The organism is Streptomyces sp. NPDC001410, assembly GCF_042895235.1.
Classification (GTDB): Bacteria; Actinomycetota; Actinomycetes; order Streptomycetales; family Streptomycetaceae; genus Streptomyces.
In genome coordinates this window covers 102,880-119,668 of sequence record NZ_JBIAWE010000003.1, presented here as the reverse complement: position 1 = coordinate 119,668, position 16,789 = coordinate 102,880, and the positions used below count along the sequence as shown (strand labels likewise).

General features: G+C 72.5%; 14 protein-coding genes and 1 riboswitch. Of the genes, 7 read left to right on the top strand and 7 right to left on the bottom strand.

Features of this window, described 5'->3' with window-relative positions:
• Positions 1 to 12: 12 nt before the first annotated feature.
• A complete protein-coding gene (locus ACFY3C_RS07140) occupies positions 13 to 2,181 on the bottom strand; it encodes a hypothetical protein (RefSeq protein ID WP_390770035.1) in 2,169 nt (722 codons plus the stop codon).
• A gap of 263 nt (positions 2,182 to 2,444) precedes the next feature.
• Complete coding sequence (locus ACFY3C_RS07135) at positions 2,445 to 2,903, bottom strand: flavodoxin family protein (RefSeq protein WP_386577533.1); 459 nt, start codon at positions 2,901 to 2,903, stop codon at positions 2,445 to 2,447.
• Between the two features lie 85 nt (positions 2,904 to 2,988).
• On the opposite strand from ACFY3C_RS07135, the gene ACFY3C_RS07130 reads away from it, so the two are divergent.
• Together ACFY3C_RS07130 and ACFY3C_RS07125 are read left to right on the top strand one after the other, a co-directional pair.
• The gene (locus ACFY3C_RS07130; RefSeq protein WP_390770034.1) at positions 2,989 to 3,666 is read left to right on the top strand and encodes a class I SAM-dependent methyltransferase; all 678 of its coding nucleotides are present in this window, start codon (positions 2,989 to 2,991) and stop codon (positions 3,664 to 3,666) included.
• Positions 3,667 to 3,760: 94 nt separating this feature from the next.
• Positions 3,761 to 4,456: a lipoprotein gene (locus ACFY3C_RS07125; protein ID WP_390770033.1), complete on the top strand. Its 696-nt coding sequence runs from the start codon at positions 3,761 to 3,763 to the stop codon at positions 4,454 to 4,456.
• 21 nt (positions 4,457 to 4,477) lie between these two features.
• Here the strand turns inward: ACFY3C_RS07125 and ACFY3C_RS07120 are convergent, their stop codons facing one another.
• Both ACFY3C_RS07120 and ACFY3C_RS07115 read right to left on the bottom strand, forming a co-directional pair.
• Positions 4,478 to 5,110: a GNAT family N-acetyltransferase gene (locus ACFY3C_RS07120; RefSeq protein WP_390770032.1), complete on the bottom strand. Its 633-nt coding sequence runs from the start codon at positions 5,108 to 5,110 to the stop codon at positions 4,478 to 4,480.
• Positions 5,111 to 5,239: 129 nt separating this feature from the next.
• A complete protein-coding gene (locus ACFY3C_RS07115; RefSeq protein ID WP_390770349.1) occupies positions 5,240 to 7,192 on the bottom strand; it encodes a DUF1996 domain-containing protein in 1,953 nt (650 codons plus the stop codon).
• Between the two features lie 331 nt (positions 7,193 to 7,523).
• A riboswitch (cyclic di-AMP (ydaO/yuaA leader) is annotated at positions 7,524 to 7,695 on the top strand.
• 10 nt (positions 7,696 to 7,705) lie between these two features.
• Between ACFY3C_RS07115 and ACFY3C_RS07110 the strand changes: the two genes are divergently transcribed.
• Positions 7,706 to 9,697 carry an NlpC/P60 family protein gene (locus tag ACFY3C_RS07110; protein WP_390770031.1) on the top strand — a complete coding sequence of 664 codons (1,992 nt, stop codon included), beginning with the start codon at positions 7,706 to 7,708 and terminating at the stop codon, positions 9,695 to 9,697.
• 21 nt (positions 9,698 to 9,718) lie between these two features.
• Here ACFY3C_RS07110 and ACFY3C_RS07105 read toward each other — a convergent pair whose 3' ends face one another.
• A complete protein-coding gene (locus tag ACFY3C_RS07105) occupies positions 9,719 to 10,780 on the bottom strand; it encodes an NAD-dependent epimerase/dehydratase family protein (RefSeq protein WP_390770030.1) in 1,062 nt (353 codons plus the stop codon).
• A 181-nt stretch (positions 10,781 to 10,961) separates the two neighbouring features.
• Between ACFY3C_RS07105 and ACFY3C_RS07100 the strand changes: the two genes are divergently transcribed.
• Together ACFY3C_RS07100 and ACFY3C_RS07095 are read left to right on the top strand one after the other, a co-directional pair.
• Entirely contained in the window at positions 10,962 to 12,326 is a 1,365-nt protein-coding gene (locus ACFY3C_RS07100; protein ID WP_390770029.1) for an FAD-dependent oxidoreductase, read from the top strand.
• Between the two features lie 74 nt (positions 12,327 to 12,400).
• Entirely contained in the window at positions 12,401 to 13,366 is a 966-nt protein-coding gene (locus ACFY3C_RS07095; protein WP_390770028.1) for a DUF1152 domain-containing protein, read from the top strand.
• Between the two features lie 15 nt (positions 13,367 to 13,381).
• On the opposite strand, the gene ACFY3C_RS07090 is transcribed toward ACFY3C_RS07095, so the two are convergent.
• On the bottom strand, positions 13,382 to 14,398 hold the full coding sequence (locus ACFY3C_RS07090) for a hypothetical protein (protein ID WP_390770027.1): 1,017 nt from the start codon (positions 14,396 to 14,398) through the stop codon (positions 13,382 to 13,384).
• Complete coding sequence (locus tag ACFY3C_RS07085; protein ID WP_386577694.1) at positions 14,395 to 14,772, bottom strand: PadR family transcriptional regulator; 378 nt, start codon at positions 14,770 to 14,772, stop codon at positions 14,395 to 14,397. Before ACFY3C_RS07085 ends, ACFY3C_RS07090 begins: the two co-directional genes overlap by 4 nt.
• Positions 14,773 to 15,139: 367 nt before the next feature.
• Here ACFY3C_RS07085 and ACFY3C_RS07080 point away from each other — a divergent pair, with 367 nt between their 5' ends.
• Positions 15,140 to 16,333, top strand: a complete 1,194-nt coding sequence (locus ACFY3C_RS07080; protein ID WP_390770026.1) for a hypothetical protein — start codon at positions 15,140 to 15,142, stop codon at positions 16,331 to 16,333.
• Between the two features lie 22 nt (positions 16,334 to 16,355).
• Entirely contained in the window at positions 16,356 to 16,643 is a 288-nt protein-coding gene (locus tag ACFY3C_RS07075) for a YkvA family protein (protein WP_386577523.1), read from the top strand.
• Positions 16,644 to 16,789: the final 146 nt, after the last annotated feature.

Sequence of the window (16,789 nt, the reverse complement as noted above, 5' to 3'; positions counted from 1 at the left end):
GTGCGTGCGGGGTCAGCGCGGCAGGACGGCGCCGGCGCTGCGGTGGAAGACGAACTGCGGGCAGGACAGCGCGAAGAGCGGCCGGGCCGCGTCGATGCCGAGCCGGCGCAACTGCCCGGCCATGGGTTCGGCCGCGGCGATGTCCAGGTGCAGCCGCACCCCGGTTCCGGTGTGCAGCCGCAGCCGGCCGTGGGCCCGGACCAGGGTGCGCACGGTGCTCTCGCCATGTCGGCCGTAGAGGATCCAGTCCGCCTCGGGGCAGCGCAGGCCCCGGCCGAGGCGGCCCTTGACGGCCAGCCCGAGTCCCGGAGCGGTGACACCGAGGTCGCGGCTCATCAGATCGGCCTCGGCGGCCATACGGACCGCGGGCTGGCCCCAGATCTGCTGGGACACGACCCGCGCCTCCTCGCTGCTGACGGCGAGGGAGAGGATGTACCGGCCGGTGCGGCGCAGGTCGACGCGGCGCAGCAGGTCGGCGGCGATGTCGTACGGGCGCGGCCGCCACAGGTCGTCCACCAGCACCGACAGGGCGATCTCGGCGTAGGGGCCGATCGTGGAACAGCGGTGCTCGTACAGGGACAGCAGCGCGAGCGCCCGTCGGCCCAGCCGGCTCGGCACCATCCAGGTCGCATCGGGCAGCAGGCCGCGCGCGGCCACGGCGTCGACGGCGAAGCAGAGGTGGGCTGCGGAGGAGTCGTAGTAGCGCACCGGGACGTCGACGGGGCCGGTCGTGGTGGGGAGTGGGGTGGTGGGGACGGTGAGGAAGGGGTAGCCCTCGGGCGGGTGGGCGCGGTCCTTGAGCCGGTAGGCCTGGGTGCGCACCACGGGGCCGCGGTAGGGGGCGAGCGCCTCGTCGACGTTCTTGCGGGCCTCGGGGATGACGGTGCGCAGATGCTCGATGTACTCGCGGAGCATGTGGCACAGCGGGAACTCGTGGGTGGGCCCGGTGTAGTCGACCTCGTACCGGTTGGGGTGCGGGTCGGAGGCGGAGCCGGCGTCCCGGCCGGCGAGGACGGGCACGATGTCGTGCTGGTTGGTGATGCGGGCGACCCAGGTGCGCGGGTCGGCGGGCCTCTTGTCGTCGAGCGGGGCACCGACCGCGATCACGTGCGTGACCCGGTAGGCGCGGCAGAACTCCTCGTCCTGCGCGAGGTTCATCAGCGCGACCCCGCCCTCGCCGTGCCCGATCAGGGCGAGGTCGGCGCCGCGCGGGATGCCGTGGTCCGCGAGGGCGAGCAGGATCGAGCGGGTGTGGGGCGAGTCGGTCAGGAAGAGGTTGCGCCAGGCGCCGGCGAAGTCCTGCGGGGAGTCGTTGCGGGGGCGGCCGGGCGCCGTGCCGGGGGCCTGGACGACGTACCGGACGACGCCGTCGGGGCCGCGCACGTTCTGCACCAGGATCCGCCCGTTGGCGGACACCACCTCGATGTTGCGCAGGAAACCGAGGAGGGAGCCTTCGGTGGCTACGGTCTGCCGCTCCTGGTCGCAGAGGTCGACGGCCTCGGCAGCTCCCTCGCCCCGGTCCTGGCCCGCGAGATGGGCGGCGCTGATGCCGTACACCGGATCGGCGGACGGGCCGCGGCCGGCGGCCGGCGGACGGCCGGGCTCGTCGTTCTTCGGGTCCTCGTCCAGCAGGGCGCGGACGGCGAGGAGTTCGGCCATCAGGGGCGCGAGCCCGGACAGGGCGCGCTGGGCGCCCTGGTCCCTGAACAGGGCACGCAGGGCGCGTACGGCCTCCAGATCGCGGTCGGCGGTGACCGCGGCCATCAGTCGGCGCATGCCCGGGTCGCGTTCGAACTCGGGGTGGTCGAACAGCACGGCGGCGATCCTGAGGCGCAGGGAGGTGACGGCCACCAGCGCGGCCAGGCTCTCCCGGCCGAGCACCTCGCCGGCCACGCCGAGCACCTGGCCCATGCCCTTCGGCGCCCTGATCGCGGAACCGCCGAGGCCGTCCTTGTTCGTCAGGGCCCGCAGCAGTGCCCACCGGGCGGCGAGAGCGGTACGGGGACGGCGTCGCGCCGAGGCGGTGAGGGCCGGCGCGAACAGCGCGGTGCTGGTGCGTGTGGACACCTCGCGGATGCCTTCGGCGACGTCCATCACGTCCCGTGCGCACCGGCGCAGCAATTCCTTGGTGTCCTGCTCGTCCTGGACGGTCCGTCCGCGTATGTGGCCGTCCGCTCCCATGCGGCGCTCCCTCGGCTCGACGACGTTCGACGGTGCACGACCGCGCCCCGGGGACGCGGTCTCCCTCCTCATCGTCGGCCAGCGGCACCGCGCCCGCACCTTCGTCCGTCCAGGTAGACGATGTGTGCCGGGTCCGGTATCACCGCGCGCGGCTGGGCCTGGACCGGGTGCCGTGACCACGTCCGCCCGACACCCGAATGGCCTACGGGCTCCGCTCCCGGGCAGCGTTGCGGTGCGCACCGGTTACCTGCTCACGCTCACCCTCAGTCCTCGGCCATGAGCCCGGCCGCGACCGTGGCGCCCAGCTCCCAGCAGGCCTGCACATCGGCCTTGCCGGGTTCGCCGGTGACGGTCACCGCCTCGGTGGCGCGGCGCCAGCCGAGGCCGGTGGTGAGGGCCTCGATGGCGCGGACGGCGCCGGTGACGTCGTTGCCGCCGTGGACGTAGTAGCCGAAGGGCCGGCCCCGGGTCTCGTCCAGGCACGGGTAGTAGACCTGGTCGAAGAAGTGCTTGAGCGCGCCGGACATGTAGCCGAGGTTCGCAGGGGTGCCGAGGAGGTAGCCGTCGGCCTCCAGGACGTCGGAGGCGGTGGCGGCGAGGGCGGCCCGCCGTACGACGCGGACGCCCTCGATCTCCGGCGTGGTCGCGCCGGAGACGACGGCCTCGAACATGGCCTGGCAGTTGGGCGAGGGGGTGTGATGCACGATCAGCAAGGTAGGCACGTTCCGAACCCTGCCCTGCGGGTGCCGCGGTCAGCAAACGGCGCCCGGCGCGCGGCATTGTGGGCTGCGGGACGGCAGTGCGACGATGCCGGGCACCTGGTGGGACACGGGAGGAGCGGTCTTGGGCGAGGACGATCAGCGGGCACCGGCAGCCGTGGTGTTCGACGCACTGGGTCTCGACTACGAGAAGGCGTTCGCGTCGTCCGAGGCGCACCGGGCCTCGCTCCGCTGGCTGCTGGACCGGCTGGAGCCGGGCAGCCGGGTGCTGGACGTGGGCTGCGGGACGGGACGGCCGACCGCGCAGACCCTCGCCGAGGCGGGGCACAGCGTGTTGGGCGTCGACGTCTCCCCGGTGATGGTCGAGATCGCCGCCCGGCAGGTGCCCGGGGCCGAGTTCCGGCTGGACGACATCCGTGAACTGCCGCTCGCGGAGGGCTCGTTCGACGCGGTGTGCGGGTACTTCTCGCTGCTGCAGATGTCCCGTGCCGAGCAGTCGGACGTCGTGGGCCGCATGGCGCGTGCCCTGCGGCCCGGCGGGCTCGCGGTGCTGGCCACCGTGCCCCTCGACGTGGAGGCCGTCGAGGCGGTGTTCATGGGGCAGTCGGTGCGGGTGACGAGCTTCGCCGCCGGGGACTTCACGCAGCTGGTGACCGGGGCGGGCCTGACGGTCCTGTCCGAGGAGCACGCCACGTTCTCCCCGGCCCATCCCGGCGCCGTACCCGAGCCGCATCTGTTCCTGCACTGCCGGCGCGACGGGGACTGAGCACCCCTCCCTTTTCACTGCCCCCCTTTATTGCGTACGGCTGTGTCGGCGCCCTCGGTTACAGTGGCCGCGCTCAACAGGAGGGGAGTAGACAGTGCAGGTCAGGGTGGGGTCCGTGCGAGGCCGGGTGGTCCAGGCGGTGGTGCTTGCGGCGGTACTGGGAGGTTGCTCGCAGTCGCCGGACGGGGAGGCGAAGGCGTCGGGGAGCCCGTCGGCCGCCGGGAGCGCGGGGGCGAAGAGCGCGGTCGCGGCGCGCGGCGGCACCGTCGGCGCCGCCGGGTCGGCCTGCGAACTGCCCGTCAGCTTCGACATCGCCAAGAGCTGGAAGCCCAAGGGGATCGACGCCGAGAAGGAGCTGTCGAAGGCGTCGAAGGGCTCGGACGGCGACGTGAACGGAGCGCTCGCGGACGCCTTCCTCCGTCAGGGCCCGGTCACCACCGCCTGTGAGATCGACGCCAAGCCCGCCGGCAAGATCGGCTTCCTGCGGGTGTGGACCGGCGAGCCCGGCAACGCCGACGCGCGCACCGTCCTGCGGCAGTTCGTCGCCGCCGAGGACAACACCAGCAAGGAGAAGTACCGCTCCTTCAGGACTGCCACCGGCCTGTCCGGTGTGGAGGTGGAGTACCTCTACACGAGCAAGCTGCTGGAGGAGACGAAGAAGGAGAGCGCCCTGGCGGTCTCCACGCCCGAGGGCCCGGTCGTGCTGCACCTCGGCGGGATGGACACCGAGGAGCACAACGCGATGCTGCCCGCGTACGAACTCGCCAAGCAGACCCTGCGCGCCCTCTGACGGGCACCGCCGGGCGGGTTCTCAGTCCGGGGTCGTGGCCCGGCCCAGATACGTGAGCGGGCCGGGGTCCGCGACCGGGATCTCGTGGAAGCCGAGCCGGTCGTAGAACGCGCGGGCGGCCGTGTTGACGGTGACCATGCCGAGGTGGACGGCCGGAACGCCCTGTGTGTGCAGGGCGTTCAGCAGCGTGTGCATCAACCGGCGGCCGTGTCCGCGCCCCTGCCAGGGCGGCAGCAGGTCGATGTGCAGGTGGGCGGGGTAGGCGGTGAGTTCGGGTACGAGCATGCGCTCCGGGCGGTGCAGGAGGCCGACCATCTCCTCTGTGGGCGTGCGGGGCTGCGCGGTGGGTTCCGGGTAGCGGTCCACCAGTCGGGGGATCCAGATCCGCCGGAAGTCCTTGACGAACCGCTCGGTGTCCGCCGTACCGACGACGTACCCCACCGCCCGGCCTTCGCCGTCGTCCAGGACGAAGGCGAGGTCCGGGTCCAGGTGGCAGTAGGGCTCGGCGAAGATCGACGGCATCAGGCGAAGGTCCGGATAGAGCGCGCGGGAGTCGCCGCCGTTGTGCGCGGTACGGACGCAGGTGTCGGCCACCGCGTCGCGGTCGGTGGGACGGTAGGGGCGGATCGCGGGGCGGGTGTTCGTGGGTGGCATGTGGACATCCTCATGCCGATGGGAGCGCTCCCACAAGGGGCCGACGGGCTCCGGACGACGCAACGGCGGCCCCGCCGCTGGAGGGTGGGGCCGCCGTTGCGTCGTTCCGTGACGTGCGGTCGGTAGCGATCAGTACCGCAGGCGCTTGGCCCGGAGCAGCATGACGAGGCCGGAAAGGGCCAGCAGCGTGCCGATGGCCGCGGGCCACAGGTGTGCGCCGGTCTCGGCGAGGCCGCCCTGGACGGCCTGGGGTTCGGTCTGGCCGGCGGGGGGCTGCGCCTGTGCGGCCTGACCGCCGGCAGGGGTCTGGGTGGCCTGGCCGACCTCGCCGGCGCCCGAGTCGGACGGTGCGGTCGAGGCGGCCTTGTCGGCCTTGGCGGGAGCGGTCTGCTTGCCCTCGCTGTCCTGCGTGGTCCGGCCGTCCTGCTTGGTGGACTGGCTGTCCTGCTTGGCGGGCTTGTCGTGCTTGGTGGTGTTCGCGGGCGAGGTCGTCGTGTAGGTCCTGGGCTCCTGCGTCGAGTCGGAGGAGGCCGGGGCGGGGTCGGCCGGAGCGCTCGTGGCGGGGTCGGCCGTGGCGCCGCCGGTTCCCGTGCCCGGGGCGTCCGTCGCACCGGTGTCGTCGCTCGGGCTCGGGGCCGTGGTGGCACCGGAGTCGTCACCGCCGCGGGCTCCGCAGGTCCGGCCGGAGTTGATGCAGTCGACCATCTCGCGCATCAGGCCCTCGTCGAAGACGTTGATGAAGTCGCCGTGGTCGGTGACCGGCTTGTGCAGCTGCTCGGGGAAGGAGTCCACCGCGAAGAACGGCACCGTCCGCCCGCCGTCGTTCAGGCTCGGCGCGGCAACGCCGTAGACGATGCGCTGGACCAGCTGCGGGATCGCCCGGAAGCCCTCGGGGCAGGAGCCGTCAGGGCCGGCGAAGGCCACGTGGGTGCGGTGGTTGGCGCTGTCGATGTTGCGGCCGTCCCAGCAGCTCTGGAAGCGGAAGGTGCGCACCACGTCGCTGCCGGACGGGCACAGCGGGTACTTGTCCTTCAGCTGCCTGTCCTCGAAACCGGTGCAGCTCCACGAGGCGTTGGCGTTGGCGGGGCCGTTGACGAAGGCCTTGGCGTCGCCGGTGATGATGCGCAGCAGCCGCGGCATCTCGGTGACCTTGCCGCGCGGGCTGCCCACGAAGGTCAGCGTCACCTGCTTGGCCGTGACGATCTGGCCCGCGTTGCCCTCGGTGCCGCCGCCCGGGGCGCCGGCGTCCCGTTCCTGCTTGCCGTTCTGCAGCCGCAGCACCGGCCAGTAGTACGTGGATTTGTCGCCCTGGTCCACACAGCTGGTCTCGGCGTCGGCCAGGTCCTCGTCGCTGGCGAAGGCGTTGTTGGACTGGTTGCCGATGTAGTCGTGGAAGTGGTGGGCGCCGTTGGAGACACCGGGCGCGACGATCACGTTGTCGGAGTTGAACAGCCCGTTGGCGTTGACACCGCACTCGGAGGTGAACGTGCCGCGCGAGGCGTCGTCCTGCTGGGGCGGGTTCGGCACGTTCGGCTGTACGGAGGTGATGTCCGCGTAGTCGGAGGCGACGGGTCCGTTGCCGCCCTGGCCGGCGCCGTTCTGACCCTGGCCGGTGCCCTGTTGGGCTCCGTCGCTCGGGGCGGCGCCGACCTGGCCGGCGTTGCCGGCCTGGGCGGGGCGCAGGGTGCAGGCGGCCAGGGATTCCAGTCCTTCCGGCCGGTCACCCACCTGGTCGATGGCGACGGCGATCCGCTCGATCGTGGCCGCCCGCTTCTCCTTCAGCGGGTTCATGATGGGCTCGTCCGCGGCCGTGGGGTCCTGGCGGACGGACTCGGCCGACGCCTGGAGTTGCTGGTACGCGGCCGCGATCTGCTGGTCCAGCTGGGCGAGTTCGCCGTCGACGGCCTCACGGGCGCCGTCCGGCACCGTCGTCAGCCGGCTGCCGACGTCCGGGCAGTCGATCGTGGCCATGCCCGCGGAGCGGACCTGCCCGGTCGCGTCGGTGCCGCCGCCCCCGCCCCACGTGCCCTCGCTGGCCGAGGCGTAGACATTGGCCGCGACGAGCCCGCCTCCGCCCAGCATCAGGGCGACCGCTGCGAAGGTCGCGCGTCGTGCACGGGTCGGGCGTCTGCGCGTGTTGCGTCCCACGGAAGTACCTCTGAGTCTGTCGAGCGGCTCGGCATGGAAATCCCCCGCCCCATACGGATCCGAGCGCCCGAGTGTTCAGGCGTCCCGAGGATTCACCAGAATCTCATAGGCACCGCGCCACCCGGAGAGTGACTCATCTCGAATGGCAAGACGAACATCACATATCTGTATCGGACATTGCGCACTTCAACCTTCACACGGGCCACACAAATTGGCTAGGTTGACGACCAGGCCGCACGGCTCCCCCGGCGAACCACGCCGGGCCGCGTGGCCTCCGCCGAATCCGGTGCACCGTGGAGTGCAGCCGGAGCCGGGGACCCGACCGACTTCGGGGTGAATCGGCCAACGCCCTTGCGGGCGGCGGCCGTAGGGCACGCCTTCCGGAACCGACCGCCCGAACCCGACAGCTGACTCGGTAGGCGGAGCACGGAAGGAGTGCGTCCCTTCATGGCGACGGACAGCCGCGACGAGGTTCGGCAGCGGATCAACTCCCTCTACGACCGGGCCGAGGACGAGACGGGGAACTTCAACGCGACACGGGCCATGGCGGGGGCGACACGGAACCGTGGTGTTCCGCTGGCCAAGCGGCCGGCCCGGCGCTCGGATCCGGCCCTCGACGAGGTGGCCAAGCAGTGGTTCGAAGGGGCGCGGGCCAAGCTCGGCCCGTCCGTACCCGCGGTCCTGCCGGCGGACCGGATGCCCGACCGGCAGGCCGCCCCGGCTCGCTCCTCGGACCGAGCCGACCGCGATCGCCCCGGTGGTGACGGGGGGACACCGGGACGGGGTCTGCCGGAGTTGCCCGCCGGACCTTCGGGGCGGACGGGTGCCCGTGCGCTGCCGGAGCTGCCGAGTGGGGGCGCCGCAGAGCTGACCGCGCGGCCCGTGCCCGAACTGACGAGCCGCGCCCTTCCCGAACTGACGAGCCGGGTCATGGAGGTAGCGGCCGACCGCACCGCTCTGGAACTCCCCGGCCGAGCCGCTGCCGAGCTGCCGAGCCGAGCCATGCTGGAACCGGCGGGCCGCACCTCGGTGCAGCCTGCCGCCCTGTCTCTCCCCGCTCTCCCCGCCGCCCCGTCGACCCCGCAGCAGGAGTCCCGGGCACTTCCCGCCCCCGCCACCGGGTCCCGACGTCCTGCCCCAGCCGTGTCCAAGGCGGAGAACCGGCGCAAACTCGCCGCGGCCCGGGACGTGTTGTCCCGCGGCATCGCCCTGCGCACCGCGGCCGCCCAGCCCACTCCCACGCCGGACGCCCTGGGCACCGCGGCGGGTCAGGCACCACAGCCGACCGAGGACCAGTGGCGGGCACCGCAGTGGGCGGCACCCGGTGTGTTCCCGGCGCAGGAGACGGCCACCGTGCTCGGCGCGACCGCGCTTCCCGCCGGCACCGAGCCCTTCAGCCGTCCGGCCGCGACAACCCCTCTGACCGACACGGGCTCCTTCACCGCGCCGCTGCCTGCGGGCCTTCCGGCCGACACGGGGTCCTTCGCAGCGCCCCTTCCGACCGACACCGGGTCCTTCGCTGCGCCCCTTCCGACCGACACCGGGTCCTTCGCTGCGCCCCTTCCGACCGACACCGGGTCCTTCGCTGCGCCCCTTGCGACGACTGGCACCGGCGCCTTCGCCGCGCCGCTCACCGTCGACACCGGGTCCTTCGCCGTACCGCTTCCGACCGATGCTGAGGCTTTCGCCGCGCCTCTTCCAACCGACACAGGCTCCTTCGCCGCGCCTCTTCCCAGCGACACCGGGGCTTTCGCCGCACCCCTTCCGACCGGCACCGGCGCCTACGCCGCACCGCTCACCGTCGACACCGGATCCTTCGCCGTACCCCTCCCGACCGACACCGGGGCTTTCGCCGCGCCCGCCATCACCGACACCGGGTCCTTCACCGCACCCGAGACCGCCGGCGCCGCCACCTTCACCCCGCCCCCAGCCGCAGCCGCCCCCCTCCCCACCGACACCGGCTCCTTCACCTCACCCATCACCACCACCCCGACGACCGTCGCCGCCACCCCCACGACCGACACAGGCTCGTACGCACCCGCACCCGCACCCGCACCCCCCACCCCCCAGTCACCCCGCGCCCTACGCGCCGAGAAGGCCATCGCCTTCGCTCGGGCGCAGATCGGGAAGCCGTGTGTGTGGGGTGCGACGGGGCCGGACTCGTACGACTGCTCCAGCCTCACCCAGGCGGCATGGAAGGCGGCCGGGGTCACGCTGCCGCGGGCCGCGCACCAGCAGGCACTCGGGGGCGCGCCGGTCACGCTGGCCGCTCTCGAACCCGGTGACCTCGTCCTCTTCTTCGACGACGACCGGCATGTGGGCCTGCACACCGGCGACGGAATGATGATCCATGCGCCGGGCCCGGGGTCGTACATCCGCGAGGAGTCGATCTACGGCGCCGGGGAGGCGGCGATCCACCGGGTGATCCGGCCGGCGTGAGGCCGCGGGCGGGCGCCCGCCTCAGCCCGGCCGGCGCCGTCGCGCGCGCCAGCTCTCGTAGTGGTCCAGCAGGGTCTGTGCCACCGGCCGGTAGGTGAGCCCCAGTTCGTCGATGCCGCGGCGGTTGTCGACGCGGAAGCGGATGCCGAGGTGCTTGCGTATGTAGTCCTGGGTGAGGCCGAAGGAGGGCCCCAGGATGCGTACCGGCCAGTGCGGGAGCGCGGTGCGCGGCAGGCGCGGGTCGTAGGGGTGGCGGGTGCGGATGATGCGTGCCATCTCGTGGAACGACGTCATCGTCTCGGCCGCCACGATGTAGCGGCCCTTGGCCCGGGGGTTCTCGGCGGCGGCGATGTGCGCGTCGGCCACGTCCCGTACGTCGGCCGTGGTGAAGCTGAAGTCTGGGGCGCCGTAGCAGAAGTAGCCCTTGAACAGCTCGTCGAGGAGGAAGAGGCTGCCGGACTCGGAGGCGGGGGTGAGGGAAGGGCCCAGTATCAGGCCGGGGTTGACGGACACCATGCGCCAGCGGTCCTGTGCCGTCTCGGCGTCCCAGGCCGCGCGTTCGGCGACGGTCTTGGCGTAGTGGTAGGGGTTGTTCTCCGCCGTGCTGGTGGTGTTGAAGTACCGCTCGGAGAGCACTTGGCCGTCCATCTGCAGGACGTCCGCGTAGTCACCGAACACCGCGCCCACGGTGGAGGTGAACACCAGGGTCCGGACCTCCGGGGTCCGCTCGATGCTCGCCAGGACGTTGCGGGTGCCGAGCAGCGCCGGGTCCACCACGTCCCGCCGGGCGTCCCTGATCCGCTCCGGCATGAGGAACGGAGAGGCCACGTGGAAGACGACCGGGCAGCCGCGGAACGCCTCGTCGAACGAGCCCTCCTTCAGCAAGTCCGCCTCGAGCACCGTCAGTTGGTTCGGAAACGCCTCCTGCATCACCCACACCGGCCGCATCTTCGCCGCGTTCGCGGTGCTGCGTACAGTGGTGCGGACCTGGTAGCCACGCTCCAGCAGTCGTCGTACGAGATGACTGCCGACGAAGCCGCTGCCGCCGGTCACCACGACGGTCGTCTCCCCGTGTCCGCCCACGCGCCCTCCTCCGCAAGAGACCCCGGGCAGCGAACCCGGGCACGCGACCCCCATAAGAGACCCCTGGGGAAGTCATAAGATCCACTTATGAGGTCATAGACCGGACCCGTGTACTAACTTAGGTCTGCCTTAGTCTAGGCTTCCCACTCGAGTATCTGATCACGCTCGAAGGGAACTGATCATGCCGCGCCCCCTGCGGGTAGCCATCGTCGGAGCCGGCCCCGCCGGGATCTACGCCGCCGACGCCCTGCTCAAGTCCGAGGTGGCCGCCGAACCCGGCGTCTCCATCGACCTCTTCGAGCGGATGCCCGCCCCGTTCGGCCTGATCCGGTACGGCGTGGCGCCCGACCACCCGCGCATCAAGGGCATCGTCACCGCCCTGCACCAGGTGCTCGACAAGCCCCAGATCCGACTGTTCGGCAACGTCGACTACCCGAACGACATCAGCCTGGACGACCTGCGGTCCTTCTACGACGCGGTGATCTTCTCCACCGGCGCCACGGCCGACCGGGATCTGCCGGTCCCGGGCATCGAGCTGGACGGCTCGTACGGCGCCGCCGACTTCGTGTCCTGGTACGACGGCCACCCGGACGTGCCCCGCACCTGGCCGCTGGAGGCCGAGAAGGTCGCCGTGCTCGGCGTCGGCAACGTGGCGCTCGACGTGGCCCGGATCCTCGCCAAGACGGCGGACGAGCTGCTGCCGACCGAGATACCCGCGAACGTCTACGACGGTCTGAAGGCGAACAAGGCCGTGGAGATCCACGTCTTCGGCCGCCGTGGCCCGGCGCAGGCCAAGTTCAGCCCGATGGAGCTGCGCGAGCTGGACCACTCCCCCAACATCGAGGTCATCGTCGACCCCGAGGACATCGACTACGACGCGGGCTCCATCGAGACCCGGCGCGGCAACAAGCAGGCCGACATGGTCGCCAAGACCCTGGAGAACTGGGCGATCCGGGACGTCGGCGACCGGCCGCACAAGCTGTTCCTGCACTTCTTCGAGTCGCCCTCGGAGATCCTCGGCGAGGACGGCAAGGTGGCCGGCCTGCGCACCGAGCGCACCGCCCTCGACGGCACCGGCAACGTCAAGGGCACCGGCGAGTTCAAGGACTGGGACGTCACCGCGATCTACCGCGCCGTCGGCTACCTCTCCGACAAGCTGCCCAAGCTGCCGTGGGACATCGAGTCCGGCACGGTCCCGGACCAGGGCGGCCGCGTCATCGAGGAGAGCGGCAACCACCTGCAGTCGACGTACGTCACCGGCTGGATCCGGCGCGGCCCGGTCGGCCTGATCGGCCACACCAAGGGTGACGCCAACGAGACCGTGTCCAACCTGCTGGACGACTTCGCCAACGGCCGTCTGCACACCCCGGACTCCCCCGCGCCTCAGGCCGTGGACGCGTTCCTCGCCGAGCGTGAGATCCGCTTCACCACCTGGGAGGGCTGGTACAAGCTGGACGCCGCCGAGCGGGCGCTGGGCGAGCCGCAGGGCCGTGAGCGCGTGAAGATCGTCGAGCGCGAGGACATGCTCCGGGAGAGCGGAGCCTGATTCCCGGGAGTGCCCTGGGAGGCCTCGGTCACGAGTCCAACGAGGCCTCCCAGGGCCCCTGTTAGGGTCCTGAGGTGTTCTCGCTACGTGAGCCCCTCATCTTCACCCGCCTGCGCGAGGCGCGCCGCATCCTCGTCGCCGGTGCGGGCGGCGGTTTCGACGTCTACGCCGGACTGCCGCTGGCGTTCGCGCTGCGGTCGGCCGGAGCGGAGGTCCATCTGGCCAACCTGTCCTTCTCCGACCTGTACGGCCTGAGCCTGGACAGCTGGGTGGAGGAGGACGTCGCCGCCGTCCGCCCGGACACCCCGCTGCGCGGCGACTACTTTCCCGAGCGCGCGCTCGCCCGGTGGCTCGAGGCGCAGGGGATGCCCGACACCGTGTACGCCTTTCCCCGTACGGGCGTCGAGCCGCTGCGCGCCGCCTACCGGAGGCTCCTGGACCATCTGGGCGGCGTGGACGCCGTCGTGCTGGTGGACGGCGGTACCGACATCCTGATGCGCGGGGACGAGCACGGGCTCGGCACGCCGGAGGAGGACATGGCGAGCCTGGCCGCCGTCGCCGGTCTCGACGAGGTCCCGCACCGGCTGGTGGCCTGCCTGGGCTTCGGGGTGGACGCCTACCACGGCGTCAACCACGCCCTGTTCCTGGAGAACCTGGCCGCCCTGGACCGCGAGGGCGCCTATCTGGGGGCGTTCTCGCTCCCCAGGGAGAGCCAGGAGGGCGCGCTCTATCTCGACGCGGTGGCGCATGCCCAGCAGAGCCACGAGAGCCACCCGAGCATCGTCCACGGCTCGGTCGCGGCCGCCGTGCGCGGGGACTTCGGCGACGTGCGGTTCACCGAGCGCACCCGGGACAGCGAGCTGTTCGTCAACCCGCTGATGTCCCTCTACTTCTGTGTGGACCTGCCCGCGCTGGCCCGTGCGAACCTCTACCTCGACCGGCTGGAAGGCACGGTGCTGATGCGGCAGATCAGCTCGGTGATCGCCGGGTTCCGTGAGGAGCTGCCGCGTCAGCGGGCGCCCCGGTCGTTCCCGCACTGAGCCGGGGCGCACCGGTCACGACAGGCCGGGCTCGGCCGCGACCAGGTCCCGGCGGCCGACCACCGCGAGCGTCACGGTCAGCAGGGCGAGCGCGGCCGTCTGCACGAGAGCGCCGCCGAGGTAGGCGGCGGGCACGGGCAGATGGAGCCAGGGGTAGAGAGCCGCTACCCGGACGGCAAGGATCAGCAGGCCGAGAGCGGCCAGGGCGAGCGCGCCGCCGGGCGTCGTACGGTCACCGCTCCGGCTCTGCCACAGGAGCCAGCCGAGCGCGCCGATGACGAAGCAGCTCGCGGGGGCCCACGCCAGGTCGGGGAGGGCGGGCAGCACCACGACGGACGCGCCCATCACCACACAGGCAGTCATGAAGACCAGCCCGGGTGTACCGGCGGGGAGCCGGGCCGGGGGTGCGTCCCGGTGGTGGGAGGCGCAGAGCGCGAGGGCCGGCAGCCAGGCCAGGAGCCCGAAGGAGGCGGCGAACGCCGGGTCCGCCGGGACCATCGCGCCCGTCAGCGGGCCGAGCAGCGGCCAGAGGGTGGGCAGCGCGGCCCCCAGCGCGGCCGTCCGGGCGAGGCGTCGACGGTCGTGGAGGAGGGCGAAGTACGCGACCGTCCACAGCAGCGGAAGGATCCACTGGGCGGCGGTGACCACCGCGGTGAGCAGTCCGTGGTCGGTGAACTGAGACAGGAACAGGTGCCGCCCCGAGCCGCCCCGGCCGACGGCCCAGGTCAGTTCGAGGACCAGCTCGACGACCCCCGCGGCCGCCTGGATCAGCACGGCGAACAGGGCGAAGAGCCGGACGGTCGAGCCGAGGAGGACGTAGCGGCGCGGCGCCCCGGGCGCTCCCAGCCGGCTGCGCACGGCGAGGGCCGCGATGCTCGCCACCTCGCCCAGGGTGGGCCGGCTCTGGTCCTGTGTGTCGCGGTCGACGTCCCACAGGTACGTCTCGACCATCTCCTCCTCCCGTTCGCGCCGGTAGTAGGCGGGGAGCAGGCGCAGGACGGTGCGGTAGCGGGATTCCAGGAGCGTGGTCATGCGAAGCCTCCCGCGAGTCCGGGTGCCGTGGGGGGTTTGGGGGCGGTGTCGGCCGGTGCGGCGGCCCGGCGGCCCTCGGCGATGCGCCGCTTGGCGGCCCCGGCACCGGCGGCCATGCGCTCCGCCTCCGCGTCGAGGGCCGCCACTCCGTCCTCGGTGAGCCGGTAGTAGCGCCGCAGGCGGCCCTGCTGCACCTCCTCCCGGTCCAGCACGATCAGTCCGTCGGCGGTCAGCCGGTCCAGCACCCCGTAGAGGGTGCCCACCCTGAGCTGCACCTCTCCGTCGGACAGCTCCTCGACCTCGCGCAGGATGCCGTAGCCGTGCCGCGGCTGGTCGGCCAGCGCCGTGAGGACGAAGAACGCCGCTCGGGTCATGTTCCTCGATGCCATGCGAGCAGAATATATCGGCAGCCGATATATATCGAGCTACATGCGGGGGGCGTGGTGGACCTCCTGCGCGAGACCCGGCAGGTTCGCCGCACATGGTGAACGGGGCCTACCCCTAAGCGGATGGGAGGGCGGACCCCGTTCGACGGACAGTTTTCGGTACCGAGGGACGGTCCGGGGACGCGTGAACAGCGCTCACGTGATGTGTGCGGCGCGCGCCCCGGGTGCGGGGCGCACACCCCGTGCGCGGGGCGCGACGGCGCGGCGGCGCGCCGCCCCCGGACCCCGCCCGGCGTGTGCCGTGCCCGGGCGGTGATACTGGAGGGCGCACCCGCCCCCATCAGCAGATTGGCCCATGTCGAACTCCGCCACCGACCGCGCCACCATCCCGCAGACCCTCTGGGCGGCCCGAGGCCGCCACACCGGTCCCGCCGCCGAGGACGTCGTCCGTCGCACCCTGCGCCGGCACAAGGAGAGCGGGGACATCGACGACTTCGCCGAGCTACCCGTAGCCGCGGAATCCCCCGAGGACTCCGCCAAGGACTCCCCCGAACGGATCTTCGAGGCACGCTGGCGGGCCGGCGGCACCGAAACCGTGCGGGCCCGGCTCACTCTCGTACCCCTGCAAGGCCGGCCGGAGGGGCGGCAGTGGACGCTCGTCGCGGAGGCGGAGCGCCCGTGGGACGAGGCGTGGCCCTCGCCGGCGACGCTGTTCTGGCCCGAGGCCGGGCCGGCGGAGGGCGCCGACGGCGCCTGGGACCACCACCCCACCGTCGCGGGCCTGCGCTTCCGGCAGGTGAACGCGCTCCCCGAGGACGACAAGGAGATGCGGCGCCGGCTGCGGGACGCGGCTCGCGAGGCCTGGTGCGTGAACCTCGTCGTGCACGAGGCGATGACCCCGGACGAACGCGGCCGGCTGCCGCTGGCCCAGCTGCTGCCGCCCGGGCTGCGGCACCGCGTGCTGGAGCACCGGGCCGCGCCGCAGCAACTGCGCGCCGTCAACTGGGCGCTGAAGGACCTCGGCGTCGAGGTGCCGCGCGGCGGCGCCGTCCTGCTGCCCCCCGACCCCGCGCCGCAGGGCTACGACCGCCGGGAACACAGCGTGCGCACCGTCTTCCTGGACGGCTCCGAGCCGGCCGAACTCGTCGCGGCCCTGCGGCACTTCGCCACCCTGCCCCGGCCCCTGCCACAGGGTGCGGCGCAGGCGCTGGCGGACCTGCGGGACAACTGGACCCTGCTGACCCTCCAGGAGGAGCTGGACCGCGAACGGCGGCTGGTCGCCATGTACGCCGAGGCGCTGGAGGCCATGACGAAGTCCCGGGACCTGTACCGGGAGGCCGCCGAGCAGGCCCACCAGGCCCTGGCCGCCTACCGCGACGCGCCCGCCCCGCACGCATTGCCCCACCAGCAGGAGCGGCCCGGCGCCCGGACGCCCTCCGCGCTGCAGCAGTTGACACGGACCTTCGAACGGCTGAAGTTCAGCACGAAGGGTTCGCGCCCGGACGCCTCCCCCGGTGGCGACGGCACGGACACCACCGACCCGGCGTGAGCCAGGACGGACAGGAGGCCGCATGGATTCCACCACGACCCTGCTGGTGATCGTCGGCGTCGTCGCGGCGCTGCTGCTCGGCGTGGCCGTCTGGCTGCTGGTGCGGCTGGTGCGCGCCCGGCGGACCCTGCAGCGGGCCGGGCTGCCGACGGGGCCGCGCTGGGTGTTCTGGGGCGCGATCCTGTACCTGGTGCTGCCCGCCGACCTGCTGCCCGATCCGGTCTACCTGGACGACATCGCCGTCCTGCTCCTCGCGCTGCGCAGCCTGCGCACCGCCCGCACGCTGCCGCCCGGACCCTCGGAGTACTGAACTTCCGCTGTACGAGGACAGGTGGTCGGTACGGGCCCCCTCCCCACGGCCGCAACCCTGCAGTACCGTCTCCTCCCGCCCAGGTGCAATACGGCACCGACGTGGCGCATTCTTGTGTCATCCACCCGGCGGTACGGGACGAGGTA